This window comes from Kutzneria sp. NPDC051319 (assembly GCF_040682195.1).
Classification (GTDB): Bacteria; Actinomycetota; Actinomycetes; order Mycobacteriales; family Pseudonocardiaceae; genus Kutzneria.
Window position 1 is genome coordinate 179,002 of record NZ_JBFBAM010000014.1, and the last position, 25,251, is coordinate 204,252.

General features: G+C 69.5%; 24 protein-coding genes and 1 pseudogene. 10 read left to right on the plus strand and 15 right to left on the minus strand.

Annotation, left to right across the window (positions count from 1 at the left end; all coding sequences use genetic code 11):
- Nucleotides 1-9: 9 nt before the first annotated feature.
- Nucleotides 10-1,005 (minus strand): amidohydrolase family protein, encoded by a 996-nt coding sequence (locus AB0M73_RS17295; RefSeq protein ID WP_363891595.1) that lies wholly within the window; start codon nt 1,003-1,005, stop codon nt 10-12.
- Nucleotides 1,002-2,426: an MFS transporter gene (locus tag AB0M73_RS17300; protein ID WP_363891596.1), complete on the minus strand. Its 1,425-nt coding sequence runs from the start codon at nt 2,424-2,426 to the stop codon at nt 1,002-1,004. The genes AB0M73_RS17295 and AB0M73_RS17300 overlap by 4 nt, the downstream gene beginning before the upstream one ends.
- Nucleotides 2,427-2,555: 129 nt before the next feature.
- Here AB0M73_RS17300 and AB0M73_RS17305 point away from each other — a divergent pair, with 129 nt between their 5' ends.
- From AB0M73_RS17305 to AB0M73_RS17325, 5 genes are all read left to right on the plus strand, one after another.
- Entirely contained in the window at nt 2,556-3,206 is a 651-nt protein-coding gene (locus AB0M73_RS17305; RefSeq protein WP_363891597.1) for a GntR family transcriptional regulator, read from the plus strand.
- 2 nt (nt 3,207-3,208) lie between these two features.
- The gene (locus tag AB0M73_RS17310) at nt 3,209-3,907 is read left to right on the plus strand and encodes a 4-carboxy-4-hydroxy-2-oxoadipate aldolase/oxaloacetate decarboxylase (RefSeq protein ID WP_363891598.1); all 699 of its coding nucleotides are present in this window, start codon (nt 3,209-3,211) and stop codon (nt 3,905-3,907) included.
- Complete coding sequence (locus AB0M73_RS17315) at nt 3,904-4,905, plus strand: PrpF domain-containing protein (protein ID WP_363891599.1); 1,002 nt, start codon at nt 3,904-3,906, stop codon at nt 4,903-4,905. The genes AB0M73_RS17310 and AB0M73_RS17315 overlap by 4 nt, the downstream gene beginning before the upstream one ends.
- 12 nt (nt 4,906-4,917) lie before the next feature.
- Nucleotides 4,918-5,856 (plus strand): VOC family protein, encoded by a 939-nt coding sequence (locus tag AB0M73_RS17320; protein ID WP_363891600.1) that lies wholly within the window; start codon nt 4,918-4,920, stop codon nt 5,854-5,856.
- Nucleotides 5,857-6,369: 513 nt separating this feature from the next.
- Nucleotides 6,370-7,779, plus strand: a complete 1,410-nt coding sequence (locus tag AB0M73_RS17325; protein ID WP_363891601.1) for an RNA polymerase sigma factor — start codon at nt 6,370-6,372, stop codon at nt 7,777-7,779.
- Between the two features lie 95 nt (nt 7,780-7,874).
- Here AB0M73_RS17325 and AB0M73_RS17330 read toward each other — a convergent pair whose 3' ends face one another.
- The 3 genes from AB0M73_RS17330 to AB0M73_RS17340 form a co-directional block, all read right to left on the minus strand.
- Nucleotides 7,875-8,447 carry a DUF4360 domain-containing protein gene (locus AB0M73_RS17330; RefSeq protein ID WP_363891602.1) on the minus strand — a complete coding sequence of 191 codons (573 nt, stop codon included), beginning with the start codon at nt 8,445-8,447 and terminating at the stop codon, nt 7,875-7,877.
- A 91-nt stretch (nt 8,448-8,538) separates the two neighbouring features.
- Entirely contained in the window at nt 8,539-8,730 is a 192-nt protein-coding gene (locus AB0M73_RS17335; RefSeq protein WP_363891603.1) for a hypothetical protein, read from the minus strand.
- Nucleotides 8,731-9,493: 763 nt separating this feature from the next.
- On the minus strand, nt 9,494-11,311 hold the full coding sequence (locus AB0M73_RS17340) for a GAF domain-containing protein (RefSeq protein WP_363891604.1): 1,818 nt from the start codon (nt 11,309-11,311) through the stop codon (nt 9,494-9,496).
- Between the two features lie 143 nt (nt 11,312-11,454).
- On the opposite strand from AB0M73_RS17340, the gene AB0M73_RS17345 reads away from it, so the two are divergent.
- The gene (locus AB0M73_RS17345; protein WP_363891605.1) at nt 11,455-12,843 is read left to right on the plus strand and encodes an MFS transporter; all 1,389 of its coding nucleotides are present in this window, start codon (nt 11,455-11,457) and stop codon (nt 12,841-12,843) included.
- A gap of 20 nt (nt 12,844-12,863) precedes the next feature.
- A complete protein-coding gene (locus AB0M73_RS17350) occupies nt 12,864-14,522 on the plus strand; it encodes a tannase/feruloyl esterase family alpha/beta hydrolase (protein WP_363891606.1) in 1,659 nt (552 codons plus the stop codon).
- A 59-nt stretch (nt 14,523-14,581) separates the two neighbouring features.
- Here the strand turns inward: AB0M73_RS17350 and AB0M73_RS17355 are convergent, their stop codons facing one another.
- The 9 genes from AB0M73_RS17355 to AB0M73_RS17395 form a co-directional block, all read right to left on the minus strand.
- Nucleotides 14,582-15,898 carry an alpha-glucosidase/alpha-galactosidase gene (locus tag AB0M73_RS17355; RefSeq protein WP_363891607.1) on the minus strand — a complete coding sequence of 439 codons (1,317 nt, stop codon included), beginning with the start codon at nt 15,896-15,898 and terminating at the stop codon, nt 14,582-14,584.
- Nucleotides 15,895-16,827, minus strand: coding sequence for a carbohydrate kinase family protein (locus AB0M73_RS17360; RefSeq protein ID WP_363891608.1), 933 nt, complete (start codon nt 16,825-16,827; stop codon nt 15,895-15,897). Before AB0M73_RS17360 ends, AB0M73_RS17355 begins: the two co-directional genes overlap by 4 nt.
- A 3-nt stretch (nt 16,828-16,830) precedes the next feature.
- Nucleotides 16,831-17,697 carry a carbohydrate ABC transporter permease gene (locus tag AB0M73_RS17365; RefSeq protein WP_363891609.1) on the minus strand — a complete coding sequence of 289 codons (867 nt, stop codon included), beginning with the start codon at nt 17,695-17,697 and terminating at the stop codon, nt 16,831-16,833.
- On the minus strand, nt 17,694-18,611 hold the full coding sequence (locus tag AB0M73_RS17370; RefSeq protein WP_363891610.1) for a sugar ABC transporter permease: 918 nt from the start codon (nt 18,609-18,611) through the stop codon (nt 17,694-17,696). The genes AB0M73_RS17365 and AB0M73_RS17370 overlap by 4 nt, the downstream gene beginning before the upstream one ends.
- A 12-nt stretch (nt 18,612-18,623) precedes the next feature.
- Nucleotides 18,624-19,922: an ABC transporter substrate-binding protein gene (locus AB0M73_RS17375; RefSeq protein ID WP_363891611.1), complete on the minus strand. Its 1,299-nt coding sequence runs from the start codon at nt 19,920-19,922 to the stop codon at nt 18,624-18,626.
- Between the two features lie 17 nt (nt 19,923-19,939).
- Entirely contained in the window at nt 19,940-20,743 is an 804-nt protein-coding gene (locus AB0M73_RS17380) for an endo alpha-1,4 polygalactosaminidase (protein WP_363891612.1), read from the minus strand.
- Between the two features lie 192 nt (nt 20,744-20,935).
- Nucleotides 20,936-22,126, minus strand: coding sequence for a Gfo/Idh/MocA family oxidoreductase (locus tag AB0M73_RS17385; RefSeq protein ID WP_363891613.1), 1,191 nt, complete (start codon nt 22,124-22,126; stop codon nt 20,936-20,938).
- An 88-nt stretch (nt 22,127-22,214) separates the two neighbouring features.
- Nucleotides 22,215-22,337: a hypothetical protein gene (locus AB0M73_RS17390; RefSeq protein ID WP_363891614.1), complete on the minus strand. Its 123-nt coding sequence runs from the start codon at nt 22,335-22,337 to the stop codon at nt 22,215-22,217.
- Nucleotides 22,338-23,234 (minus strand): hypothetical protein, encoded by an 897-nt coding sequence (locus tag AB0M73_RS17395; protein ID WP_363891615.1) that lies wholly within the window; start codon nt 23,232-23,234, stop codon nt 22,338-22,340.
- Nucleotides 23,235-23,434: 200 nt separating this feature from the next.
- Here AB0M73_RS17395 and AB0M73_RS17400 point away from each other — a divergent pair, with 200 nt between their 5' ends.
- The 3 genes and pseudogenes from AB0M73_RS17400 to AB0M73_RS17410 form a co-directional block, all read left to right on the plus strand.
- Nucleotides 23,435-23,665, plus strand: a complete 231-nt coding sequence (locus AB0M73_RS17400) for a TetR family transcriptional regulator (RefSeq protein ID WP_363891635.1) — start codon at nt 23,435-23,437, stop codon at nt 23,663-23,665.
- Nucleotides 23,662-23,829, plus strand: coding sequence for a hypothetical protein (locus AB0M73_RS17405; RefSeq protein ID WP_363891616.1), 168 nt, complete (start codon nt 23,662-23,664; stop codon nt 23,827-23,829). Before AB0M73_RS17400 ends, AB0M73_RS17405 begins: the two co-directional genes overlap by 4 nt.
- A gap of 132 nt (nt 23,830-23,961) precedes the next feature.
- A pseudogene (locus AB0M73_RS17410) lies at nt 23,962-24,161 on the plus strand (integrase core domain-containing protein); the annotation flags it as partial.
- Between the two features lie 13 nt (nt 24,162-24,174).
- Here AB0M73_RS17410 and AB0M73_RS17415 read toward each other — a convergent pair.
- Complete coding sequence (locus AB0M73_RS17415; protein ID WP_363891617.1) at nt 24,175-25,152, minus strand: LuxR C-terminal-related transcriptional regulator; 978 nt, start codon at nt 25,150-25,152, stop codon at nt 24,175-24,177.
- Between the last annotated feature and the right edge of the window lie 99 nt (nt 25,153-25,251).

The window sequence follows — 25,251 nt, forward strand, 5'->3', positions numbered from 1 at the left end:
GGTCGTCGCTCACAGCCGGGATGGGACCGTCTTCAGGCGCGGGTATACCCGGCGGGCATTGTGCTCGTAGACCTTGGCACGGTCCACTTCGGACAGACCGGCCGCGTCCACGTACCGACGGGTGTCGTCGAAGTGGTGGCCGGTCCGACTGTCCACGCCGCGGACCGCGCCGAGCGTCTCCGAGCCGAACAGCACGGCGTCCGCGCCGATCACCTCGAACAGCAGATCGATGCCAGGCTGGTGGTAGACGCAGGTGTCGAAGGACACGTTCGCCAGCACGTGCTCGGCCGGCTCCGGCCGGGCCAGCATGTCCGCGAGCCCGCGGTAGCGGCCCCAGTGGTACGGGACCGCGCCGCCGCCGTGCGGGATCACCAGCCGTAGCTCGGGCAGGTCGGCGAACAGGTCGCCCTGCAGCAGCTGCATGAACGCGGTCGTGTCGGCGTTGAGGTAGTGCGCGCCGGTGGCGTGGAAGACGGGGTTCGCGGACGCGGACACGTGCACCATCGCCGGCACGTCCAGCTCGATCATCGCCTCGTAGAACGGATACCAGCCGCAGTCGGTCAGCGGCGGCGCGGTCCAGTACCCGCCACTGGGGTCGGGATTCACGTTGCAGCCGACAAAGCCCAGTTCCTCGACGCAGCGGCGGAGCTCGCCGATGGACCGTTCGATCGGCACACCCGGCGACTGCGGCATCTGGCCGACGCCCGCGAACCGGCCCGGGTGGAGCGTGACCACGCGGTGCACGAGGTCGTTGCACGCGCGAGCCCAGGCGGCGCTGGTCGATTCGTCGCCGAGGTGGTGGGCCATGGCGGAGGCGCGCGGCGAGAAGATGGTCAGGTCGATGCCGCGCTCGTCCATGACCCGCAACTGGCCCTGCACCGACTCGCGGATCTCGTCGTCCGTGATGGTCGGGTACTTCCGTGCGTCGCCGGCGAGTTGGTGCTCCCGCCAGGCCGTATGCGCGGCCGGCGCGGTCGTGTAATGGCCATGGCAGTCGATGATCACGGGGACAGCTCCTCCAGTGCGCGGTTGCGGGTACGCGGCGTGAACTGGGCCAACACCGCGGCGACCACCAGGAAGCTCGACACCAGCAGCAGCGCCGGCAGCGGTGCGAGCAACGGCACCAACGGGGCGATCACCAGCACGCCCATCGCCCCGCCGAGTACGCCGATGCCGTCCACCAGGCCGAAGCCGGCGGACCGGACCCGGGTCGGAAAACTCTCCGCGGACAGCGCGAACGTCGGCGGCACCCACACGTTGAAGCCGAAGAACACGAGGAACGAGCCGGCCAGCGCCCAGCCGATGTCGGCGCCGAGCAATGCGATGATCACGGCGCCCAGCACGGTCATCGCCGCGCCCACGGGCAGCCAGTAGCGGCGCTCCAGCACCTCGGAGTACCGGGCCGAGAACAGGCCCTGCACGAAGAACCCGACGCCGCCGGCGGCGGAGATCATGCCGGCCACCGGCGGCGTGAAATGCAGACTGGTCAGCACGACCGTGGAGCCGGTCGAGTAGGAGAAGACCGTCGCGTAGCCGGTGAACCACATCGCGACCAGCAGCAGCGCCCGGTTTCGGTAGCGGCGGTCCACGAACAGCTCGCGGTAGGCGTGCCGCGCGTGCTCGGCGGGCGGCGGCACCGTCGACGTATCGGGCTCGGACAGCGGGCCCTTCGCCCTGGTCTCCAGCCTCGCGACGACCGCTGCCGCGTCGTCGATCCGGCGATGTTCGACCAGCCAGCGCGGGGATTCGGGCAGTCTTGACGCGGCGGCTACGGCGAGCGCGCCCAGAATGACCGCCACCCAATGGATCCAGCGCCAGCCGCTGGCCAGTCCGAACGCGACCGGCATGCCCTCGGGGAACGGCGCGGCCTCCGTGGTGAGCACCAGCCCGAGTCCGATGCCCACCATCGCGCCCAGCGTGCACAGCACGAAAGTCGTTGCGGTGTACCGGGCTCGGGCACCGTGCGGGGCGAGTTCGCCGATGTAGGTGTTGCCGACGGCGAGTACGGCACCCATCGCGATGCCGGTGATGGCACGGCCGATGGTGAACGTGCCGTAGTCGCCGGCGACCGCGGCGATCAGCGAGCCCAGCGCGGCAAAACCCACCGAGCCCGCGAGCACCGGCCGGCGGCCGAGGCGGTCGGACAGCGGGGCGATCAGCAGGCATCCGACGACGTAGCCGGCGAGGTAGGCGCAGACCGGCAGCGGCAGCCAGGACTGCGCGACGGCCGGGGTGCAGGCCGGCACGATCTGGCCGCACGTCTGGAGAAACGAGACGTTGATGTCGAAGTTGCAGTAGAAGATCACGAACATCGCGAAGCCGACGATGCCGGTGGCGGCGTGGCTGACGGCCTGTCGCGGCAGCCGGTCCAGCCTGGCCAGCACGGCGGCCCGGTCCCGCGTCGGCACTTGCGCGCTGCTGGACATGAACCCTCCCTCGGGTCGATGGCCACGAACCGTAGCTCTGTCGACGTGATCGTCACAAGAGTTGTCGACAGGATTGTTGACAATCTTGTGTGAGATGCTTAGCGTCCGTTGTCGAGGAAGGGAGCACCCATGTCCAGCGCGCCTCAGGAGGGCGAGGCAGGCAGGCAGGCCACGGTGGCGGCGCTGCGCGCGGCCCTGCTGGCCGGGGACGTCGTGCCGGGCCAGCGCCTGGTCGAGGCGGAGCTGGCCGACACGTTCGGGGTGACCCGGGCCAGCGTGCGCGCGGCGTTGATCGACCTCACCGCCGAGGGGCTGGTCGAGCGCATCCCGAATCGGGGGGCCAGGGTCCGAGTCGTCACCGTCGACGAGGCCGTGGCGATCACCGAGTGCCGCATGGTGCTGGAGGGGTTGTGCGCGGCCAAGGCCGCGGTGAAGGCCACCGACGATCAGATCGACGCGCTGGCGCGGGTCGGCGAGCGGATGCGGGCGGCGGTGGCGGACGGGGAGCCGATGAAGTACTCGGCGCTGAACCGGGAACTGCACCGGCTGGTCCGCGAGATCGCCGACCAGCCGGTGGCGAGTGAGCTGCTGGAGCGGCTGCACGGCCAGATCGTGCGGCACCAGTTCCGGCTGGCCATGCGGGACGGCCGCACGCACGTGTCGCTGCCGGAGCATCTGGCGATCATCGACGCGATCGCCCGCCACGATCCGAACGCCGCCGAGCAGGCGGCTCGCGACCATCTGCGGAGCGTGATCACCGCGCTCAGGGAGACGGAGTAGGCATGGACACGGTTGTGGTGACGGACGTCCCGCGCGCGCCGCTGGCCTCGATCGACCGGCTGGCCGGATACGGGGTGGCAACGGTGCACGAGGCGTTGGGGCGCATCGGTTATGTCGGCACCGGGCACCGGCCGACGCACCTGGGCAGCCGGATCGGCGGCTCGGCCGTCACGGTGTTGTGCTGGCCCGGCGACAACCTGATGATCCACGCCGCGGTCGAGCAGTGCCAGGCCGGCGACGTCCTGGTCGTCACCACCACCTCTCCCTGCACGGACGGCATGTTCGGCGAGCTGCTCGGGACCTCATTGCAGGAACGGGGAGTTCGCGGGCTGGTCATCGACGCCGGGGTGCGGGACGTGGCCGAGTTGCACCACCTCGGATTTCCGGTGTGGTCCAAGGCGATCAGCGCGCAGGGCACCGTCAAGTCGACCGCCGGCGCGGTGAACGTGCCGATTGTCGTGGGCGGGCAGGCGATCCGGCCCGGCGACGTGATCCTCGCCGATGACGACGGCGTGCTCTGCGTTGCCCAGGGCGCGGTGCCGCGGGCGATCGAGCTTGCCCAGGCTCGGGTGGAGAAGGAAGAGGCGGCGCGAGAGGCGTTCCGCGCCGGGCAACTCGGCCTCGACCGGTACGGATTGCGGGACAAGCTGGCGGAATTGGGCGTGCGATACGCGACCGCCGCGGAGTACGGGGCCCGATGATGACCGGCGTGCCGTGCGTGCTGATGCGGGGCGGCACCTCCAAGGGCGCCTACTTCCTCGCCGCGGACCTGCCGTCGGATCCGGCCGCCCGGGACGACCTGCTGATCCGGATCATGGGTAGCGGGGATCCGCGTCAGATCGACGGCATCGGCGGCGCGAACCCGTTGACCAGCAAGGTCGCCGTCGTGTCGCCGAGCTCCAACCCGGACGTCGACGTCGACTATCTGTTCCTGCAACTGGGCGTGGAGGAGGCGACCGTCTCCGACCGGCAGAACTGCGGGAATCTCCTGGCGGGCGTCGGCCCGTTCGCCGTGGAGCGCGGGCTGGCGCCGGCGGGCCGCCCGGTGCGGATCCGGATGGTCAACTCCGACAGCGTTGCCACGGCCCGGTTTCCCACCGAGGGCGTCGCCATCTCCGGCGTTCCCGGCACCGCACCCGGCGTGGTGTTGGACTTCGAGGACACCGAGGGTGCGAACGGCGTGCTGCCGACGGGCAATCTCGTCGACGTGATCGGCGGCGTGCCGGTGACCTGCGTCGACAACGGCATGCCGGTTGTCGTCGCCCGGGCCGCGAGTCTCGGTATCACCGGCTACGAGCCGGTCGCCGAGTTGGCCGAAGATGTTTCCCTGCGCGATCGTGTGCAAGAACTCCGCTTGTCCGCGGCCAAGCTGATGGGGCTCGACAACACTACTTCGGTGCCCAAGACCACGGTGGTGGCCCCGGCGGTCGACGGCGGCTCGATCTGCACCCGCACGTTCATTCCCTTGAAGCTGCACACATCCATCGGCGTGCTCGGCGCGGTCAGCGTCGCCACCGCGCTGATGATGGACGGCGCCGTCGGCAACGAGCTGTTCAGTGGATCGTCCAGAGTGGACGTCGAGCATCCGACCGGCCATCTCCAGGTGGAGGTCGAGCTGGACTCCGACGGCCGCGTCCGGCGCAGCGGGGTCGTGCGCACGGCCCGGAAGCTGTTCGACGGCAAGGTTTTCCCCCGCTGACAAGGAGATCGCATGGCTCCCCGGCACGACGTCGCGCACCTCGGACACGTCGAGCTGCTCACCCCGGAACCCGAGCGCAGCCTGTGGTTCTTCACCGAGCTGATGGGGCTCACCGAAAACGGCCGCGACGGTGATTCGGTGTTCCTGCGCACGTGGGACGACTACGAGCAGTACAGCCTCGTGCTCACCGCCAACGACACGTCCGGAATACGCCGCACCGCCCTGCGTGCATCCAGCCGGGAGGCGCTGGACCGGTTGGTGTCCTTGAATTCCGGTGGCCGTTGGTTGGCGGCGGGGGCCGGCATCGGTCCCAGCTACCTGTGCACCGATCCTGACGGGCACGAGATCCAGCTCTACTGGGAGACCACGTGGTTCGAGGCGCCGCCGGAGTCGCGGCCGTCGTTGAAGAACCAGCCGCAGGCGTATCCGGGGCGTGGTGTCTCCGTTCGCCGGCTCGACCACGTCAACTTCCTGGCCGTCGACGTGCCGGCCAATGGACGCTTCGTGTCGGACGGCCTCGGCGGCGAGGTCACCGAGCAGATCGTGCAGGACGACGGATCCGTTGCCGCGCAATGGCTCCACTTTGGCAACAAGTCGTACGACATCGTCTACACCAATGACTGGACCGGCAGTACCGGCCGACTGCACCACATCGCGTTCGCCACGGACACCCGCGAGGACATCCTCCGCGGCGCCGACATCTTCCTCGACAACGGCGTGTTCATCGAGACCGGCCCGCACAAACACGCCATCCAGCAGACGTTTTTCCTGTACGTCTACGAGCCCGGCGGCAACCGCATCGAGCTGTGCAACCCGTTGACCCGGCTCGTGTTGGCCCCCGACTGGCGGCCGATCAGCTGGACCCAGGACGAACGCGCCAAGGGCCAGGCATGGGGATTGAAGACCATCGAGTCGTTCCACACCCACGGCACTCCCCCGGTACCGTCCTAGTAGCACATCGTTGAGTCGGGTGAACCCGCTTATGTTGCAGCAAGTCCGCGCCGTTGATCACCGCGTGAAGCTTGATCATGTCGACCGCCCACGTGACGAGCTGGAGTCGTTCGCAGCGAGATGTCTGTCTTGTCGCAGCGCAAGGACCAGCGACGATGGGGCGCGAGTTACCTGCGGAGCCTGATGGTGGACGGTGACCTGGACGATGCCACCGGCCAGGTGCGCCTGGTCGCAGGTGACGGCGTTGCCCGAGTAAACGATCGCCCGATCGTCTCCCGACGGTGGCGGGGTGTCCGTCGCCGCGGCCGCCACACCCGACGCCATGATGCCGCGAGATCATGCGCTGTGCGCTCCCGAATGGACAGTGTCGTTAGCTCTTTGTTAGTTACCGCGGGCGACTGGCCAAATGCGGCGCGCGCGTCGACGTCGCCGAGGCGGCCGGCCACGGAGGGGTTCCCTAACGGCACGGGCTGGACCATGATGTCGCGGTCGTCGACATGTCGCAGAATGGTGGTGAGGGCACTGGTGTCGGTCCGCCCAGGAGACAACGGGCCGGGCACGCCGGACGACCCGTCGGCGGCGTTGCGGGCTGCGCAGGAGGACGGCGACGAGGATGCGTTTCGGGTGCTGTATCGCGCCGTCCAGCCCAATCTGCTGCGCTACCTGAGTGTTCTGGTCGGCGACGACGCCGAGGACGTCGCGTCGGAGGCGTGGCTGCACATCGCGCGGGACCTGGCGACGTTCCGCGGTGATCTGGACGGATTTCGCGGCTGGGCGGCGACCATCGCCCGCAACCGCGCCCTGGACCACCTTCGCCACCAGCGAAGACGTCCGGTCAGTTCGGAGCAGGACGAGCAGTTGGCCGAGGTGCCCGCCCGCGAGGACACCGCCGAATCCGCGGTGAACGCGATCGGGACCGACGAGGCGCTGGCGTTGATCGCGACACTGCCCCGTGACCAGGCCGAAGCGGTCCTGCTCCGGGTAGTCATGGGGCTGGACGCCGCAGCAGCAGCCCGGGTGCTCGGCAAGCGCGCCGGCGCCGTGCGCACCGCGGCCCACCGCGGGCTGCGCAAGCTCGCCGACCTCGTCGACACCGAGCCGGAAATCCGCAGGTCAACGAGTGGTGACACAAACGAGGCCGCCGACGCTGAAGGAGGTGAGATGAGCACACACCGCCGCCACCTCGACCGGCGCACCGCCGAGCAGATGTTGAACGGTGCCCTGGTCACAAGTGGCGATCCGCTGACCGACCTGCTCGCCCACGCGGCCGCCCCGGCCCGTGACGGCGAGCTGGCCGGTGAGCACGCAGCGGTCATGGCGTTCCGTGCCGCCCGTCTCGAAACTGCCCTTGTGCCCCGGCGACCGTCGATGCTCAAAGCCTTGCTGGCCAAGCTGATCACCGCCAAGATCGCGGCCGTCGCCGCCGCCTTGACCGTGGTAGCCGGCGGCGTCGTGGCCGCCGCCGCAACCGGCTACCTACCCTCACCGCTGGGTGGGGATTCCACCGTCGCGCCCGTCCGTTCCAGCGCTCCCACCAGCTCGGCTCGACCGTCCTCAGCCGACGCCGGTGACCGTGACAATCACGACGCCCCAGGGTCTTCTGGCTCCCCGTCGCCATACCCGTCCCTGACCGGTCTGTGCGACGCCTACACCGCCGGCGCGGGCTCAGAGCACGGCAAAGCCTTGGACAGCCCGGCATTCGGTGCGCTGATCACGGCTGCCGGGGGCAAGGACAAGGTCGACGGGTACTGCGCCACACTGCTCCCCCACCGGCCGGGGCAAGGCGGCGTCACCGTCACGACCGCTCGGCCGCCCGGTGCCGACGAGGGCCATGGGCACAGCGGCAATGGTTCGCCGACAAGCCATCCCGGCCCGAACACCAACCACCGTTCGGGGCCACCGACCACGCATCCCAGCCACTGATCACCGGACTGCGGCGCCTGGGCCTCCCACCCGGCGCCGCTCCTGGAAGGGCGGTGGTGCCTCCGCCGGCACCACCGCCCTTCCGCGTGCAGTGGTCAACATTTCAACCAGGACAAGTGGAATCGTGCGCTCACGCTGGCGTCGGTGGAGTCCATGCTCATGAAACTCGCGGCGGATGTGCCGTTGAGCTGAAGATCGGCGGTGATGGTGAGCGGACGTCTGTCGTTGCACGGACCGTGCACGACCGATCCCGCGTCCGGCTGGTCGCTGACCTGCCAGTCGTCGTCCATCGGGCCGGCGAACGTCTGCGAGCTGCGCCTCGTTGGTAGGCCGGTGAAGTGATAGGTCGCCGCCTCCACACCGCGAGCGCCCGGGTCCAGGTGGGCGAAGCCGCGGTAGTCCGTCTCGTCGACACCGTAGGTGACACCGTCTGGGTGGTTCACCCGCAGCGTCAACGTGCAATCCTTGTGCGCCGCCTGTCCGTGCCCCTGCACGACGAAGTTGCTGTAGGTCACGGTGAACGCGGTGTTGTCGGGCGAGATCGCCACTGCCGTGGTGGTCGCGAGGCACCCCGATCCGCTGACGGTGAGCAGGTCGATCGTGACCGACTGCGGCGGCGTGATGGCCGTGGACAAGGAGAACACAGCCGCCACCAGCACACTCCGCATGACTTTCCTCCCAGGCGGTGCACCCGTGAACGCGTCGGCGGACACTATCGCCGGAGTCGAGGACCGGTACACCGCCGACTGGCAGAAGCCGTCACCGCGCCTGGCCGGCGGGGATATCCGAGGTGCCGGCCGCGGGCACCGAGATCCCGGTGCGCGTCAGCTTGTGCCACGGCAACCGCGCGCCGGCCACTGCCGTCATCACCGACTGCACCACCGGGTACATCAACTGCCGGTACACGAACTGCTGCAACGGCAGCGCCAGCAGCGATTTCGCCCGGGACACGGTGAGATTCCCTTGCTGTGCCGACTTTCCGAGTCGACCGTTCGGTGCGCGGCTGAGCGCCCCGGGCGCGGGCGGGACGGGCGGCGGAGTGCTGGGGGTCAGACCGCCGCCCGTCCCCGAGCGGCGGCCTGAGGCAATGGAAATCGGGCCGCCGCCGGCTGGCGGGTTGTGGTGTTCGTGTGGGCTGGGTCGTACGGCTGGGGTTGTGGTCGTGCGCGTGCTGGGTCGGCGGGACGGTGGGTTGCCCGGGTCCTCGTGGTGGACCGGGAGCAGGTCGTTCGGCGCACGACCGCCACCGGCCGGGGGGGGGCGGGGGGGCCGGCGCCCCCGCGCCCCCGCGGGAGAGGGGGGGACCGGCGCCGGGGGGGAGAGAGAGAGGGAGGAAAACCGCGGGGGGTTGCGGGGGTCTGGGTGGTGCCGGGGGAGCGGGTCTGGGGCCCCCCGCCCCCCCCGGGCGGGGGTGCGCGGGGTCAGCCCCCCGGCGCCACGCCGGTCGAAGAGTCGACGACGCGCTCCTGTCTCATCTCCTTCAGCGTCGAAACCGTCGTTTGTGTCACTCCACCCACTAACCTGCGGTTTTCCGAACCTGTGCGTGCCGAGAACCACGTCCACGCAAGTCGACAAGCATCGGCGTGTGACCGGTCGTCATCGGCATGATCGCGGCTCGTGCTGGTTGACCCGCGGCCCGTCCGCGCCGAACTCGCCGCTGATCAGCACCACTCGCCGCGACACCATCAGGCCGCCTCTCGCTGTGCACCCGAGTTCACAGTGACGTGGAGCTGAGTGGTGGCGGCCCGACCATCGCGGCCGCGCTGAGATGGTGCAACTGGAGTCCGAGCCGCAGTTCCAGGTCGTTCTGGTGGCGCCAGTCGGGGCCGAGGACGTCGCCGGCCCGGTCCAGTCGCTTCAGCAACGTGTTGACATGCACGTGCAATGCGCGGGCGGTCGCCGCGACGTTGGTGTGGTGGACGTAGTAGGCACTGAGGGTGCCGACCAGATCGGTGCCGCGTCGCCGGTCGTGGTCGAGGAGCGCACCGATGGAGTCGGAGATGAAACGGCCGAGTTCGTGGACGCGCTCGGTGTCGAAGACCATGGCGTAGAGGGCGTATCTACCCGTGGTGGCGCCAAGGTCGTCGTGTCCGATCGCTCGCATGACGGCGCCGCAGCGACTGGCCAGCGAGAAGGCGCGGGCCCAGTCGTGGTTGACCGCGCGTTCTCCGACCACGACCACCGGGCCGCCCACCGTGCGACTCAGCCGACGATGGACCTGCTCGACGGTCTGGTCGTCGTCAACACTGTGCTGGATCAGGGTGGCCCGGCCCAGATGTTCGCCGGCCAGTCCGGAGCAGTCGCGGGCGATGTCGTGCAGGTGGCGCGACAACTCGGTCGGCGACAACACGAGGGAGTCCGCGACGAGGACCAGATCCAGGCGGTCGGGGTCGAGGTTGCGGGCCCGGGCGCGAGCGCGCTGGGCCGCGCTGATCCCCGGGCTGCCGACCATGAGTTCGGTCAGGAGCTCTCCGCTCAACCGCTCGCTGGCCTCGGCGACCGCCCGCTCCTTGAGGATGAGCAGTCCCATGATGTGCGTGGCCCGTTCGAGGGTGCGCAGGTCCATGTCGTCCGGCGCACCGTGATCGGCCACTGGTTCCCGGCTCCACGCCAGCGCGCCGAGATAGGTGTCGCCCGCCTGGATCGAAGCCACGCTGAGTGCGACTCCTGTGGTGTCGACCGAGGTCGTGCAGCGACCGGTTCGGCGCGCGTTCCCCATGGCGTCGGCCAGGTCGGTCTCCGGTGCGGTCCGGCGCGGGCTCGATGCCGAGTCCCGGCGAACGACGGCGGCGCCGGTCCGCTCGAGGAGTGTGACGCTGCCGCCCAGTTGATCGGCGAGGAGCTCGGCGACCTCGCCGGGCGATCCGCCGCCGAGCACAACACCGGTCAGGGCTTCGTGGATCGCTTGCGCACGCTCCATGACGCCCATGTGTTTCTCGATCTTCCGGTACGCGATCTGCAGCTCCCGCAGGGCAGTCCGGCTGGCCTCGTACAGCCGGGCGTTGTCGAGGGCGACCGCGGCATGATCGGCGAACGCGGTCAGCAGCGCGATCTCGTCGGCCTGGAACGACCGCTCGGAGCGGTCCGCGGCGAACAGCGCGCCCACCGCCTCACCCCGGATGACCAGCGGCACACCGAGCAGCGCGACGAGTCCCTCGGCAGCGCCGAGGCGGTCGAAGTCCGGGTCGTGGTCGATCAGGGTGCAGGCGGCGTAGTCGCGCACCCAGTACGGGCTCCGGGCGGCCAGCACCTTGCCACCGAGACCGACATCGGGTGGTATCGCCGCCGCGAGAAAGGAGGCGGAGATCGTTCCCTCCGACGCTCGGGCCGACAGCCTGCCGTCCGCGCCGACCAGCGAGAGGTAGGTGAAGTCCGTGCCGATCAGATCGTGCGCATGGTGGACGATCGACTGCAGCACCTCGTCGAGCGTGCCGAGCGCGGTAAGCGATTTGGCGGTGGCGTACAACGACGCCAGTTCGCGCTGTCGCCGCACGAGCGAGTACGACTCCGCCTCGCCGGGATCACCGGCCACAGCGCCATCCTCCTCGGCAACGGGTGGGAGAAACGCCCACCGAACCGGCGCGAGGTGTGGAGGAAGCACACCTGAACCACAGGGTAGCGGCACCTTAATATGACCGCCATCACATGCCTGCGCTATCGATGAAGGCGGCCCGCATGGTTACCCCGATCGCCCAACCCGGCGGACACTCCGGCTTTCTCGGCGCCGGCTCGTCCCCGATTCGACGCCGAGCCTTCCGCAAGCTGCTGGCCGCGGGACTCACCGGCAGCTCGATCGAGTGGTACGACTTCTTCCTCTACGGCACCGCGGCCGCGCTGGTGTTCCCCCACGTGTTCTTTCCGAACTCCTCGGCGCTGACCGGAACGCTGCTCGCCTTCAGCACGTTCTGGGCGGGCTTCGTCGCGCGTCCGATCGGCGGGGTGCTCGCCGGCCATCTCGGTGACAGGTATGGACGCAAACCGGTCGTCGTGGCCTGCCTGGCGGTCATGGGGGCGGCGACCTTCCTGATCGGCTGCCTCCCCGGCGCGGCCTCGGTCGGCGCACTGGCTCCGACGCTGCTGGTCGCGCTGCGTTTCGTGCAGGGGCTCGCGGCGGGTGGCCAGTGGGGCGGCATCGTGCTGCTGCTCACCGAATCCGCCGGCCCCAAGCGGCGCGGTTTCGCCGGCACCTTCGGGCAGACCAGCGTCCCCATCGCCGTGATCATCTCGAACCTGATCTTCGTGGCGGCCAGCGGCCTGATGCCCGACGACGCCTTCCTCAGCTGGGGTTGGCGCATTCCCTTCCTGGTCAGCGTCGTGATGTTCGCAGTGGTCAGCTACATCCAGGCCAAGGTGGAGGACACGCCGGAGTTCCGCGAGCTGCAACGACAGGTGTCGCGGCCGGAGCGTGCGGTGGTCCGGGCTCCGCTGGCCCAGGTCGTCCGCGACAAGTGGGGAACCATCCTGCTCGGCTGCGGGCTGCTCTCCGCCACCAACAGCCTGTTCTACGTCAGCATCTCCGGACTCCTGAGCTACGGCACCGGCTCCCTCCGGCTGGAGCGCGGCCCACTGCTCGCGGTCGTGCTGGCCAGTTCCGTGGCGATGGTGGTGGTCCTGCCCTGGTCCGGTCACATCTCGGACCGGGTGGGCCGTCGGCCGCTGATCCTGATCGGCGGCCTCGGCGTCGCCGTCTGGGCCTTCCCGTACTTCCGGCTCGTCGACACGGCGTCGCTGCCGCTGATCTTCGTCGCGGTGGTGGTGGGTTTCGTGTTCCAGTGCCTCACCTACGGCCCGATCGCCAGCTTCCTCGGCGAGCTGTTCGCGCCCGGCGTCCGCTACTCGGGCGCGTCGCTGGCCTACCAGCTCTCCGCCGTCCTGGTCAGCGGCGCCACGCCGTTCCTCATGACGGCGCTCATCGCCGCGACCGGGAGCACCCTGCCGGTCGCCGGCTACATCACGGTCATGGGACTGATCACCTTCGCCAGCGCGTGGTTCCTGCCCGAGACGAACACCGCCGAGGTCCGAGCGGACCCGCATGCCATCCCGGGAACGCATCTCTACCGCTGAGATTCCGAGAAGAGGCCAGCGTGAGCAGGACATCGGCAACGGGCATCCGGAATCGGCGGCTCCTGGTGCTGGCGGCCGTGGCGCTGATCGCCGGCGCGCCCCAGTTCGCCGGCGCCGCGACCGCCACCGCGACGACCGCGCCAGACTGCGGCGGCCTGGATCGGATGGCGATCCCGGCGTCGGTGATGAGCCTGCCGACGACCGGCGGCCGGGTCGAGTCGACCGCGGTGACGACCATCGTGGTCGGTGGGGAAGCCATCGAGTACTGCCAGGTCGACGCCGACATCTTCGCCGTCGATCCGGCCGCGCCCGACATCAGGATGCGGGTCGCCCTGCCGTACGGCTGGAATCGCAAGGCGATGATGTTCGGCGGTGGCGGCTACAACGGCACCATTCCCGATCTGGCCGGGAACGTGCCGTTCGGCCCCGTCGACCGGCCGGCGCCCCTGGCCCGGCGATACGCGGTGTTCGCCAGCGACTCCGGCCACCAACAGAGCCCGACGGCCGTTCCGACCTTGGACGGCTCGTTCGGCGTGAACGACGAGGCCCTCGACAACTTCGCGGCCGGCGACGCACTCAAGAAGACGCGCGACGCAAGCCTGTTCCTCATCCAGCACGCCTACCGGACGATGCCGGCCGAGGTCTACTTCGCCGGCGGCTCGACCGGCGGCCGCGAAGCCCTCGACGTCGCCCAGCGGTGGCCGACCGCGTTCGACGGGGTGATCTCCGCCTTTCCCGCCTGGAACAACCTCAGCGAGATCCTGGATCTGGGCTACCTGGCGCAGGTCCTGTCCCGCCCCGGCGCTTTCCCCGGACCCGACAAGCAGACGCTCCTCCACACCAGCGTCATCGCCGCGTGCGACGGTCTGGACGGCGTCAAGGACATGATCATCTCGAATCCGCGGGCCTGTCACTTCGATCTCGACACGGTTCGCTGCCCCGGCGGTGTCGACGCCGGTCCGACCTGCCTGTCGGATGCGCAGATCGAGGCCGTGACGGCGATGTCCGGCAGCTTCAGATGGCCGTATCGGCTCGCCAGCGGCGAGACCGAGTACCCGGGCTTCCCGTTCCTCTCGGGGGCCGACATGAGGACCCCGTTCCTCGGCTTCGGCGCCACCGCACCGGCCGACCCCATGCCGGTGACGAGCGGCTACGGGATGCAGTACTGGGACCAGTGGGTCAAGTACTTCCTGACGCGCGACCCCGGCCACAACCCTCTCGACGTGGATCCCCGGCATCCTGGGCAGTGGCTCGACCGAATCAGTCACCTGTCCACCATCGAGGATCGCAACAACGCGGATCTTCGGCCGTTCGCTCGCGCCGGCGGCAAGCTGATCCTGCTCCACGGCGCCGCGGACGAGCTGGTCTCCGCCCGTTCGACGAGCGACTACTACCACCGAGTGCTCGACACGGTCGGCCCCCGGTCGACCGGCGCGTTCCTGCGTTACTACGTGGTGCCCGGGGCCAACCACGCCAACTTCGGCACGCCGGCGTTCGCCGCCAGCTGGGATTCGCTCTCCGCGCTCGAGCACTGGGTCGAACGGGGACAGCCGCCGACGAATCCGATCGTGGCCGACGCGATCCACAATCGCGATCGTCCGCTGTGCCAGTACCCGGAATGGCCCAGGTACCGAGCCGGTGATCCGGACCGCGCCTCGAGCTTCGCCTGCACCCGCTGACGCCCGGCTATCGGGTTTCGGTCCGGTGGCCGGTGTTCCCGTGTCCGGCGCGGTGTCCACTACCCGGGGCGAACCTCGGACGCCAGAACCGCCCGCAGGCCGGGCTGGAGGCGGTCGGCGTGGGCGATCACCATGTCGTCGCACAGCCGCCAGATCGCCTCCACCGGCAGCGCCGCGGCCGTGGCCGGATCGGCCATGGCGGCGTGCCGGATGTGCCGGGGCTCGTCCTCGACGGCGGCGCGCACCACCAGGTCGGTCACGCTCAGATACGCGCGGTTGAGCGCGGCGAGTTGCGGCGGCAGCGGGTCGGCGCGGGTGGGTTGCACGCCGGTGGCGTCGACGAGGCAGGGCACCTCGACGGCGCCGGTGGCGGGCAGGTTGGGGATCAGTCCGTGGTTGGGCACGTTGCCGTACACGGTTCTGGGCACGCCGGTGGCGATGCTGTGGATGACCTGCGGCGCATACTCCATCGTGCCTTCGACCGCGGGCGGCTCCCCCATGGCGAGCGCGGACCGCGTCCGCTCGTAGTCGGCCTCGTTCGCGGCGACGATGCCCAGGTAGTCCCCGATCGGCACGCGCAGCCGCTCGATCTCGCTGTCGTGGCGCAGATACCACGGCACGTACTCGCAGGAGTGCTCGCTGGTCTCCGTCGGGTAGAAGCCCAGGCGCCGGAACATGTCGAACCGCACCCGGCGCCGCAGCTCGGGGTCCCGCTCGGCGAGTTCGGCCAGCCGTGGATAGAGATCGACGCCCTCGTGCTCGAAGCGCAGGATCCACGCCTGGTGGTTGACGCCGGCCGAGCGGTAGACGATCTCCTCGTACGGCACGCCGACCAGGTCGGCCAGGCCGCGCATGGTCCAGTACACCGAGTGGCACAGGCCGACGACCCTGGTCAGCCCGGTGGCCTCGGCCAGGTACTGCACGTTCATGGCCATCGGGTTGGTGTAGTTGAGCAGCCACGCCCGCGGACACACCTCGGCCATGTCCGCGCCGAGGCCCCGCAGCAGCGGAAAGGTCCGCAGCGCGCGGAAGATGCCGCCGATGCCGAGGGTGTCGCCGATGGTCTGACGCAGCCCGTGGCGGGCCGGCACCTCGAAGTCCGTGCGGGTCGCCTCGCCCATGCCGACCTGCACGATGTTGATCACGAAGTCGGCGCCGTCGAGCGCCGGCCGGCGCTCCAGGTGCGCGGTGATCGCCGGTGTGGCCCCGCGGACCTGCGCGATGTGTCGTGCCGCGGCGAGCGCGGTGGCCAGCCGGTCCTGATCGATGTCGTGCAGCGCGATGTGCACGTCGGCGAACTCGGGGAAGGCCAACAGGTCGGCGAGCAGTCCCTGGGTGAACACCACACTGCCGGCGCCGACGAAGGCGATCTTCATGATTGGTCCGTTCGGTAGCTTGGAAGATGGCCGAGCGCCTCGGCGAGGGTGGGCTGGGCGGCAGTGCCGCCGGCGGCCCTTGTGGACAGTGCGCCGCAGGCGACGGCCAACGCAAGTCGTTGGCGCGGCGGCATGTCGTGCAGCAGACCGGTGATGAAGCCGGCATTGAAACTGTCTCCGGCGCCGACTGCGTCCACAGTGGACACTTTGGCGGTCGGGCACTCGACGATGTCGGTTCCGTCGTGGGACAAGGCCCCGTCGGCGCCGTTCTTCACGGCGACGAGCCGGCCGTCCACGGCGAGCGCCGCCGCGGCCGCGCGGACGGTGGCGCGCCCGGTGAGCTTGATCGCCTCGGCGGCGTTGGGCAGCACGACATCCGTCTCCGCCAGCACGGCGCCGACGTCCCATCGCCCGGACGGATCGTCGTTGGTGTCCAAGGAAGTCGTGGCACCGTGCCGGCGCGCCTCGCGGAACAGCTCCGGCACCGCCAACCGGGGCATGAGGAAGTACGACGACGCGTGCACATGCCGGCTGGCCGCCAGAAGCTCCGCCGGCACGTCGGCGGCCTCGGTGCGGGCGAGCGTGCCGGACGCGGTCAGGATCGCACGGTCGCTCCCCCGGGTCAGCACCGTCGTCACGGGTGTGTTCGCGTCGTCGTCCAACCGCAGAAAGCAGGCCACACCGGAGGAGGTGAGGAGGTCGCGGACCATGGCGCCGGCGTGGTCGCGGCCGACCCGTCCGGCGAACGCCACGCGCAACCCGAGTCGGGCCGCGCCCCGCGCCGTGATGGCGCCGGACCCACCGAGCACGATCGCGCCGGTCGGCACGAGAACCTCGCGCTGGCCGAACTCGATCGGATCGGGCACCGGGCCGAGCACGACGTCCGGGTTGGCGTCGCCGACGACCAGCAGGTCGAAATCGTGGGGCATGGCTCACCCCTTGAGGCCGCTGGAGGTGATGGACCGGATGAACGCCCGCTGGGCGCCGAGGAACGCCAGCAGCACCGGCAGCACGGTGATCAGGTTGCCGGCCATCACCGCGGACCACTGGGTGTGGTGCAGGCCCTGGAACGTGGTCAGGCCGAGCTGGAGCGTGTACCGGTTGTCGTGGTTGATCGCGATCAGCGGCCAGGTCAGATCGTTCCACGTGCTCAGGAACGTCAGCACGGCCACGGTGCTCAGCGCCGGCCGGGACAGCGGCAGCACGATCTGGAACAGCACCCGCAGCCGGGAGCAGCCGTCGATCCAGGCCGCCTCCTCCAGCTCGCGCGGCAGCGACAGGAAGAACTGCCGCAGCAGGAACACCGACAGCGGCGTGACCAGCGACGGCACGATCAACGCGCCGAGCGAGTCGATCAGGCCCAGCCACTTCATCACCAGGAAGGTCGGGATCATGGTGAGCTGGAAGGGGATCGCCATGGTCGCCACCATCGCCACCAGCAGCGCCCGCGAGCCGGCGAACCGCATCCGGGCGAACGCGTAGCCGCCGAGCGCGCCGAACAGCAGGTTGGCCAGCACGGTCACCGCCGACACGATCAGCGAGTTCATGAACCAGGTCGGGAACAGGGCATTGGCCAGCACGTAACGGAAGCCGCCGAGGTCGACGGCCGACGGCCACAGCGCGGGCGGGAACCGGTTGATCTCCGCGTCGCTCATGACCGAGCTGAGCACCAGCCACAGCAACGGGATCACGAACAGCAACGCCAGCGGCACCAGCAGCAGGTGCCACGGGCTGAACGGCAGCCGCCACGGGCGTTTCACCTTGGCGTCGACCGTCGTCACGGCGATCGTTGCGGTCATCGCGGAGCTCCTTGGACGCTGCGGCGCCGGGCCAGGCGCAGGACAACGGCCACGGCCAGCAGCACGACCGCGAGGACATAGGCCGCCGCGGCGCCGTAGCCGGCGGTGAAGTTCCTGAACGCCTGCTCCCAGATGAAGTAGACGATCACGGTCGTCGAGCCGAGCGGGCCGCCCCTGGTCGTCACGTAGACCAGGTCGAACACCTGCAACGAGTTGATGGTCTGCCACAGCACCAGGAAGACCGTCACCGGCGCGATCGCCGGCAGCGTGATGTGCCGCAGCAGCTGCCACCGGCCGGCCCCGTCCAGCCGGCCGGCCTCGATCAGCGTTGCCGGCACGTCCTGCAACGCGGCCAGGAAGATCACCACACAGAACCCGGTGCCGCTCCACAACGTGATGGCCACCAGCACCAGCAGCGCCTGCGCCGGATCGGTGAGGAAACCCTGTGGCGAGACGCCGAGGTGGTGCAGCACCGAGTTGGCCACGCCGAACTGGGGGTCGAGCACGAACGAGAACAGCACGCCCTGGGCGGTCGCGGAGATGACGAACGGCACCACGAACATCGTCCGGTACAGGCCGACGAACCGGATCCGCCGGTTCAGGGCCAGCGCCAGCGCCAGCCCGAGCACGATGCTCAGCGGCACGTAGCAGACCGTGTAGAGCAGCGTGTTGCCGACCGACTGGGCGAAGTGCGGATCCTTGGCCAGGGCGGCGTAGTTGTCCAGGCCGACGAAGCGGCTCGGCGTCACGAGATCGTTGGCCTGGAACGACAACAGCAGCGACCAGACCACCGGCACGACGCTCAGCCCGATGATCACCACCACCGACGGGGACAGATAGGTCCACGCGGTCGCGGTCTCGCCGTGCCTGCGCCGGGTCGCGAGCGTGATCGGGGTCGGCAGGCGCCGAGGCATGACCTCACCTCCTCATCGGGGAATGATCAGCGCCGCGTCGGCCTCGTCGGCACAGGCCGCCATCGCCTGCGCCGGCGTGCTCCGGCCGAGCAACATGGACACGATCGCCGTGCCGACAGCCTGGGAGACCTGCGGATACGCGGGATGGGCCGGCCGGACTCGGGCCGAAGCCAGCGCGTCGACAAAAATCGACAGTCCCTCACTTTGCGCGGAGTTGTCTTTCCATTCCTTGAGGTTCTCCGCGTCCTTGCTCAGCGGCAGGCTACCGGCGCCAACGTCCCACCGCACGTCCTGGGCCGGCTGCGTCAGCCAGCGCACGAACGTGCGGGCGGCGCGCACCCGGGCCGGGCCGTTGTCGAACAACGTCCAGGCGTCAGGCCCGGAGATGGTCGCCGGCCGGCCGTCGAACGTCGGCATGGGCACCACGTGATAATCCACACCGGACTGTTGGATGTCCGGCAGCTGCCACGGTCCGGTGAGCAGCATGCCCATCCGTCCCGCGTCGAACACCTGGTACATCTGCTCGCTGCCGGTCTTGGGGTCGATGTAGACGCTCCGGTCCGAGGCCAGTTGCCGCACCACCCCCAGTGCCCGCGCCCCCACCTGCCGGAAGCCGATGCCGGTGCCGTCCGAGTCGATGATCTCGCCGCCGAGGTTCCACACCAGCGGCCACAACCGCCAGACGGTGTCCTCGTCGCCGGCGCCCGGCCAGCCGGTGCCGAAAACGCCGGCGGCCGGGTCGGTCAGCTTCTTGGCCGTGGCCAGGAACTTCGACCAGGCCCAGCCCGGCTCGGGCAGCTCAAGACCGGCCTGGTCGAACAGGGACTTGTTGCACACCACGGCAAGCGTGTCAACGACCGCCGGCACCGCACGCACGCGTCCGTTGACCGTGACGGCGTCCCGCGCCGGCTGCCAGTAGTCGGTCCACGGCACCGCCCAGGAGTGCACCTCGTCGGTCATGTCCACCACCTGTGGGCTGCGCGCCACACTCGGCAGGTCGGCGCCGAAGATGTAGGCGATGTCGGGATGCGAGCCCGAGGCCAGCGCCGTCATCACCTTCTCCAGCAGGCCATCGGCGAGTGCGCCGCCGCTGGTGTCCACCACGATGTCCGGGTGGCTGCGCTGGAAGTCGCCGATCAGCGCCTCGATCACCTTGCGGCCGTTGTCGTTCTGACCGTGCCACAGCTCGATCGTCACCCGGCCGTCCGGCCCGACGCCGTCGCCCGTGCCCGCGCAACCGGAGATCGCCCCGGCCAGCGCCGTGACGCCGAGGCCGCGGAGCACGTCGCGGCGGGACAAGTGCGCGCCCATGTCCATTCCCTTGCGGCTCAGCAGGTGCGGCGGACGTAGCTGCCACTGCCGGGCGCCGTCACGTCGACATAGCGCTCCACGACGCTCAGCGTGCTCCCCCACTTCGAGCACGCCTTGCTCAGGCCGCTGTCGGTGTACTCGATGACCTCGACGTGGTTGGCGAACGCCGACGCGTAGTCGCCGCACTCGTCGTATTCGGCGCATTCCTCGGCGACGGCGAAGTCCAGGCCGTTGGCCTTGGCGTTGCCGGCCAGCTCGGCGGTGTTCTTCTGCGCGATCGCGAGCCCGCGGCCGTGCGCGTGGGCCGAGAGCAGTCGGATGTAGGACTGCGCCTGGTCGGCGGTCAGCAGGTTCTTCGACCGGGTGTAGCTGTCGTAGTTGTCCGGCTCGACGCCGTTGAAGCCCTTGCCGGCGCACTGGTCGATCCAGGTCTCGACCTTCGCGGCGACCCGACCGCGTTTGTCCGCGGTGCGCAGGTCGAGCAGCGCCTCGTTCCAGTCGGGATCCTTGACCACGTTGCCGTTGGCATCCCGCAGCAGCAGATCGGCGTCCCAGCTCCCCTCGGCGCCGGTCTGCGCCTGGAAAGCGTTGACATAGCAGACGTTGTAGAGGCCGGCCGCCGGGCCGGCGTCGTGGTCGCGGCTGACCACGCGCACCCCGGACGGCGGCGAGTAGGGGCTGCCGATCTGGTAGTCGAAGCCGGCGTGCACGGGCGGCGCGGTCACCGCGTGTCCGTCCGAAGTGGACGGCAGCAGCAGGCCGCCGGCCAACGTCACGATCGCGCCGAGGGACGGCAGAACTCGCAGGGAAGTCAGGGCCATCGTCGAACTCCGACTGCTGGCGGACACGTCCCCGCCTCGGACGCCGAAGCGCCCTGGCGACTCAGTCCGGGCTCGCACAATGCATACCGGCTGGGCGTGCCATCTGCCACCGAGGGCCGCGGCCCGTCGGGGTGCACCCGAGTAAAGGGCCTGGCCGCGTGTCTGTCAAGCGTCGCAACGAGAATCGTCCGGTCATGACGTTTCCTCCGTGCCCTGACGCCCCTCGAAGTGGCGGACGAGCGCAGGGTCGAGTCCCGGCACCGCCGTCGGCGTCCCACCCGAACGCAGCGACGTCGTCGCGGCGACGGCCGCGGCCACCGCCTCCCGGGCCGCGATCGGCGAGGTCTCGGTCGGCCCGCCGGCGGCGGCGAACCGAAGGAACTCCGTGACCAGTGCCCGGTCGGCGCCGCCGTGCAGGTCCTGTTGCGGTATCGGGATCGACAGGTCAGCGTCCCGCCGGTAGCCGGACCGTCGCCGGTTCCAGACGTTGATCACCGCCGGGTCTCCGTCGAGCCCGTCGCCGAAGTTCTCCAGCCGGCCCTCGTCGCCGATCACCGTGTAGTTGCGCCAGTAGTCGGGCGTGAAGTGGCACTGCTGGTAGCTCGTGAGGACTCCGTTGTCCAGCCGGGCCAGCATCATGCTCAGATCCTCGACGTCGATGACGGGGTGCAGGTCCCGCAGCCGCGACGGCGGCCAGACCGCCGGGTCGAACCAGTCCCCCATCCGCCGGCCGGCCGGGTCGTCCACCCGCCGGTGCGGATTGTCCCCGTACACCCGCAGCCCGCCCATCGCGACGACGTCACGTGAGTAGCCGCCGGCCAACCAGTGGATCACGTCGATGTCGTGCGCGCCCTTCTGCAGCAGCAACCCGGTGGTCTTGGCCCGCTCGGCATGCCAGTCCTTGAAGTAGAAGTCACCGCCGTGCCCGACGAAGTGCCGGCACCACACCGACTGCACCCGGCCGATCGCCCCATCGTCGATCAACTCCCGCATCCGGCGCAGCATCGGCAGGTGCCGCAGGTTGTGCCCCACGTACAGCCGGCTGCCGGTGCGGGCCGCCGCCGCCAACACCTCGTCGCAGTCCGCCAGGCTGATGGCCAGCGGCTTGTCCACGAACACCGCGACTCCGGCGTCGAGGAAGTGCAGCGCCGGCCGGGCATGCAGATGGTCCGGTGTCAACACGAACACCGCGTCCAGCCCGTCCGTGGCCAAGTCCTCGTACCGCTCCCGGACCTCGACGTCGGGCCCGAACAGCTCGCGCGCGTCCGACCGTCCTCGCGGGTCGATGTCCGCACAGGCCACGACCTCGGCCACGCCGATCTGGTTCGCCAGGGTGGCCATGCGCGCCCGCTGCCCCACGCCGACGACCCCGATCCGCAGCATGACCACGACCCTAGACGCTCGATAATGAGCGTTCAAGAACCGAATCGAGCAGTTTCGCGCATCCCTACCGTGGCTGTCGGAACGGTCGTCAAGAGTCGGCGGTGGCGGTGCCGCACCCGCCGACGCCGCTCGGCATGCCCGGTGCGAAGCCGGCCGCCTGCGCCGTGCCGCTCACCTTGGCGACCGCCCCGCCGATCTGCACCCTCAGCAATCAAGCCCCTCCGTATACCGTCCAAGAATTATAGGAATCGGCCACGGTGAAACTCAACCTCGGACAGAAGAAAGAACCTCCTGTCGACAGGTACGACGAGTTCGATGCTGTCGCGGCACTGTTACCGGCGCCGTCCAGCAGTCTGATGTTGGTGCTGTCGAACCGCGTGTTGGCGAGCGACGCGCAATAATATCCGTCGCCGGTCTGCGGGCCGACGGTCGAGTAGGCTTCAAATATGTCCCAACCCAGATCGGGATTTCCGTTGGCATCGGGCGTGCCGGAGCTGGTGTAGAAAAGGTTCCACACGGCCGTCTTGTAGTTGAAAAGCGATGCCGTCCACGTGTTCGCGGCGGGATTGGTGCGCTGGATTCGCACCAGGTAAGCACGACCGTTCCCGGTCGGCGCCGGTTTGGTGTAGACCGGGAGGAACGACGAGTCCGCCACCACTGCCGTCCTGGCGGGCCCAGGAGTGGACCGGCACCAGTCCCAAGCCCACAGTGAGGCGCCGGCCGACTGACCGTAGACGGTTGTCATCTCGATGCAAGAGTGTGCGGGCTTCATCGTCGGTGCGTACAGAAATTCGCCGTGTTCAGTGCCGATCCCCAGGTTCGGGTACACGGTGTGAAGTGAGATCATTCCGTCCTGACCTGCGCCGGTATTCGGCTCCAGCCCCCACGTCGCATGATTCAGGTCGGTGGGACGTGGCTGCTCGACCTCGGCCGGTCGAGTGTCGGGCACCGTTCCGAAATTCGGCGCGTTCACGTCCACGTCGATCGCGCTCGATAAATGCGAACCGCGCACGCTCGCTGCCGCCGACGGGCCCGTTGTCACCGAGGCCAGAACTAGCATTGCACTTGCGGCGAGCGTGACGGAACGACGTTTTACCATCATTTCCATACCTCAATCCCCATCAAGGCAAGTATCCTCAAGCTGACCACGTGTCACCAAGTCCGCATACCGCCGATCATCCCATCCGTCGTATGGGGCGTCGCGCCGTTCTTGCTGGGCCGGTAGCCAAGTGGGTCAGGATCCGTCGGGCGATGAACCGCTGCTCGTCCGGGCGGACGTCGCGCAGGTAGCTCGGACGTGACGGCCTCCTGCAGGTCCTCGATGCTGTCGAACCACGGCTCGGTGATGCCGTCGAATCGGGGGCCCAGGTCGACCGGATCGCGGCCGCCGCATCGGCCAACAAGCAGGCCATCTACGCCTGCTTCGGCTCCAAGGAAGGCCGCTTCGAGGCCGTGCCGGCCGACCGGCTGCGCATCCTAAGGCCGCCGCGATCGCCAGGCACCACAACGTCGAACTGCCCGCCGCGACCGACGTCATGATGATCGTGCTGGGCGCGGCCATGACCTGGAACACCACCGCCGCCGGGATCCGCAACCCGCGCGAGGACGACGCCGACCAACGTCTAGCCGAGCACCGCGCCGCCGTGGTCCGGGCGGTCGCGGCGATCGAGACCGCCCTGCTGACCGAGTCCACGTCAGACTGAGGCCGGCGGAACCGCGGCCGGGCGGATCGGATCGACCCGGCGAACGCCCGTATCCCGGACACGCGGTCGTCCTCCATGCCCGCAGCGACGCCCGCGCCAAGGAAGCACGCGATCAGTGCCCACCATACGACGATCAAGCCCCACTGTTTCCTGGCAGGACGGCAAAGTCGAGCGGTTCAACCGCACCGCGCAGACCGAGTGGGCCTACCGAGAGGTCTTCCCCGACAACGCCGCCCGCGCTGGTGCCCTGGCTGAATCACTACAACACTGAACGGGCTGACACCGCACTCGATGGACACCCGCCCATCACCCGCACGCCGTCACCAACGTGACGGCCAAGGACGTCTAGAGCCAGCCGTTGCGCTTGGCGTGCAGCGCCAACTGGAAGCGGTTCGCCGCGCCGGTGCGGGACATCAGGCCTTCCAGATGGCGGAACAGCGTCCGGCGGCTGATGCCGAGAGCGCGCGCGACCTGCTCGTCGCCCAGACCGGCGGCCAGCAGGCCCAGCAGGCGACGTTCACTCGGTTGCAGGAAGGGGCCGCTGCCCTGCTCACCGAGTGCCAGCGGCAGCGCGGCCTGCCAGCACACCTCGAACAGCCCGGTCAGCGCGGACAGCAAGCTGGACGGTCGGATCAGCAACGCGGAGCCGATGCCGTTGTCCATGTCGGCCAACGAGACCAGGGCGCAGTCCGTGTCGAATATCAACAGTTTCACGGGCACGTCCGGCAGGGTGCGCGCCTCCTCGCCGGCCTTCACGCACACAACCACGTTGTCCGCCAAGTACTCCGAACGCTCCAGCGCAGTCTTCGCGTACACGGCGCGATAGCGGATGCCGTCGGCGAGATTGTCCAGTTCCGTCTGGTTGACGTCCGCCCCGGTGTAGTACGGCGGCGAGTCCAGGCCCCTGACCTCGGCCCGCACCGACTGCTCGAGCTGCCGGATCCGATCCTGCACCGCAGGTCCCTTGATGATTTCGAGTAGATTTTCGAGCCCCTCGACGGCGTCCCGGCGCAGCGCCCGGTAGGTGTCCGCGGCGGCCACCCTGGCCGCCGCCAGCTCCGCCTCTCTTCGGCGCGTCAGCAGGTCCAGCGCCGGCCCCGGCGGCATCGCGACCAGGTGCTCGCGGTCGGGACCCGCCCGCCCGGCCAGCCCCACGTGGAGCAGTTCCTCGACGCTGCAACGGATCTGCTCCGGCCGGTGGCCGACGATCGCCGCCAGCTCGTCCGATGTGGACGTTCCGAGCGAGACGAGCGCGAGGTAGGTGCTGGCGGCCCGTTCGCCCAGTCCGAGCGTGACGAGGTGGCCGGTGTCCGCCGAAACCATGGCTTCTCCCTGGGCTGGCGTGCGTTTCGGCACATTAGTGCCAGTGACACCGGTGCGCCACCGATTGAGGCCGTGGCGGAGTACACATCGGAGCACGGC

Excerpts from the sequence above, each read along its gene's own strand:
- AB0M73_RS17300 (WP_363891596.1), bottom strand. The coding sequence starts at position 2,426 with ATGTCCAGCAGCGCGCAAGTGCCGACGCGGGACCGGGCCGCCGTGCTG.
- AB0M73_RS17305 (WP_363891597.1), top strand. The coding sequence starts at position 2,556 with ATGTCCAGCGCGCCTCAGGAGGGCGAGGCAGGCAGGCAGGCCACGGTG.
- AB0M73_RS17310 (WP_363891598.1), top strand. The coding sequence starts at position 3,209 with ATGGACACGGTTGTGGTGACGGACGTCCCGCGCGCGCCGCTGGCCTCG.
- AB0M73_RS17315 (WP_363891599.1), top strand. The coding sequence starts at position 3,904 with ATGATGACCGGCGTGCCGTGCGTGCTGATGCGGGGCGGCACCTCCAAG.
- AB0M73_RS17320 (WP_363891600.1), top strand. The coding sequence starts at position 4,918 with ATGGCTCCCCGGCACGACGTCGCGCACCTCGGACACGTCGAGCTGCTC.
- AB0M73_RS17330 (WP_363891602.1), bottom strand. The coding sequence starts at position 8,447 with ATGCGGAGTGTGCTGGTGGCGGCTGTGTTCTCCTTGTCCACGGCCATC.
- AB0M73_RS17345 (WP_363891605.1), top strand. The coding sequence starts at position 11,455 with ATGGTTACCCCGATCGCCCAACCCGGCGGACACTCCGGCTTTCTCGGC.
- AB0M73_RS17355 (WP_363891607.1), bottom strand. The coding sequence starts at position 15,898 with ATGAAGATCGCCTTCGTCGGCGCCGGCAGTGTGGTGTTCACCCAGGGA.
- AB0M73_RS17360 (WP_363891608.1), bottom strand. The coding sequence starts at position 16,827 with ATGCCCCACGATTTCGACCTGCTGGTCGTCGGCGACGCCAACCCGGAC.
- AB0M73_RS17365 (WP_363891609.1), bottom strand. The coding sequence starts at position 17,697 with ATGACCGCAACGATCGCCGTGACGACGGTCGACGCCAAGGTGAAACGC.
- AB0M73_RS17370 (WP_363891610.1), bottom strand. The coding sequence starts at position 18,611 with ATGCCTCGGCGCCTGCCGACCCCGATCACGCTCGCGACCCGGCGCAGG.
- AB0M73_RS17375 (WP_363891611.1), bottom strand. The coding sequence starts at position 19,922 with ATGGGCGCGCACTTGTCCCGCCGCGACGTGCTCCGCGGCCTCGGCGTC.
- AB0M73_RS17380 (WP_363891612.1), bottom strand. The coding sequence starts at position 20,743 with ATGGCCCTGACTTCCCTGCGAGTTCTGCCGTCCCTCGGCGCGATCGTG.
- AB0M73_RS17385 (WP_363891613.1), bottom strand. The coding sequence starts at position 22,126 with ATGCTGCGGATCGGGGTCGTCGGCGTGGGGCAGCGGGCGCGCATGGCC.
- AB0M73_RS17395 (WP_363891615.1), bottom strand. The coding sequence starts at position 23,234 with ATGGAAATGATGGTAAAACGTCGTTCCGTCACGCTCGCCGCAAGTGCA.
- AB0M73_RS17405 (WP_363891616.1), top strand. The coding sequence starts at position 23,662 with ATGATGATCGTGCTGGGCGCGGCCATGACCTGGAACACCACCGCCGCC.
- AB0M73_RS17415 (WP_363891617.1), bottom strand. The coding sequence starts at position 25,152 with ATGGTTTCGGCGGACACCGGCCACCTCGTCACGCTCGGACTGGGCGAA.